At 63.6% G+C, this 1,386-nt stretch carries 1 protein-coding gene; it reads left to right on the top strand.

Annotation, left to right across the window (positions count from 1 at the left end):
- Positions 1-13 precede the first annotated feature (13 nt).
- The coding region (gene tkt, locus HP546_RS30220; protein WP_172233530.1) for a transketolase at positions 14-1,386 on the top strand (1,373 nt) is incomplete at its 3' end.

Here is a 1,386-nt window from a genome sequence, read left to right as displayed (position 1 = left end):
CAGGAGACCAGCGATGCCCAGCCGTCGTGAACGTGCCAACGCCATTCGCGCCCTCAGCATGGATGCCGTGCAAAAGGCTAATAGCGGCCACCCAGGTGCCCCAATGGGCATGGCGGATATCGCCGAAGTACTGTGGCGTGACTACCTGAAGCACAACCCGAGCAACCCACATTTCGCCGACCGTGACCGCTTCGTGCTGTCCAACGGCCACGGCTCGATGCTGATCTACTCGCTGCTGCACCTGACCGGCTACGACCTGTCGATCGACGACCTCAAGGCCTTCCGCCAGCTGCACAGCCGCACCCCGGGCCACCCGGAGCTCGGTTACACCCCAGGCGTGGAGACCACCACCGGCCCGCTGGGCCAGGGCCTGGCCAACGCCGTGGGCTTCGCCCTGGCGGAAAAGGTACTGGCTGCCCAGTTCAACCGTGACGGCCACGACATCGTCGACCACAACACTTATGTGTTCCTCGGCGACGGCTGCATGATGGAAGGCATCTCCCACGAAGTCGCCTCGCTGGCCGGCACCCTGGGCCTGAACAAGCTGGTCGCCTTCTACGACGACAACGGCATCTCCATCGACGGTGAAGTGCATGGCTGGTTCACCGACAACACCCCGGCGCGCTTCGAAGCCTACAACTGGCAGGTGATCCGCAACGTCGACGGCCACGATGCCGAAGAAATCAAGATGGCCATCGAGACGGCGCGCAAGAGCGACCGCCCGACCCTGATCTGCTGCAAGACCATCATCGGCTTCGGTTCGCCGAACAAGCAGGGCAAGGAAGACTGCCACGGCGCACCGCTGGGCAATGACGAAATCGCCCTGGCCCGTAAAGAACTGAACTGGAACCACGGCCCGTTCGAAATCCCGGCCGACATTTATGCCGAATGGGATGCCAAGGCCGCCGGTGCCAAGGCCGAAGCCGACTGGAACCAGCGTTTCGACGCCTACGCCAAGGCCTACCCGGAGCTGGCTGCCGAGTTCAAGCGCCGTGACAGCGGCGAGCTGCCGGCCGACTTCAGCGAAAAGGCCCAGGCCTACATCAACGAAGTGGCTGCCAAAGGCGAAACCATCGCCAGCCGTAAAGCCAGCCAGAACGCCCTCAATGCGTTCGGCCCGCTGCTGCCTGAGTTCCTCGGTGGTTCGGCTGACCTGGCCGGCTCCAACCTGACCCTGTGGAAGGGCTGCAAGGGCGTCGAAGCCAATGACGCCAGCGGCAACTACGTGTTCTACGGCGTGCGCGAGTTCGGCATGACCGCCATCATGAACGGCGTTGCCCTGCACGGTGGCCTGGTGCCTTACGGCGCGACCTTCCTGATGTTCATGGAATACGCCCGCAACGCCGTGCGCATGTCGGCACTGATGAAGCAGCGGGTGATCCACGT

Source organism: Pseudomonas sp. CM25, from assembly GCF_013179705.1.
Taxonomy (GTDB): domain Bacteria; phylum Pseudomonadota; class Gammaproteobacteria; order Pseudomonadales; family Pseudomonadaceae; genus Aquipseudomonas.
The sequence above is the reverse complement of the archived record's forward strand: the minus strand, read 5'-3'. Positions and strand labels throughout refer to the sequence as shown.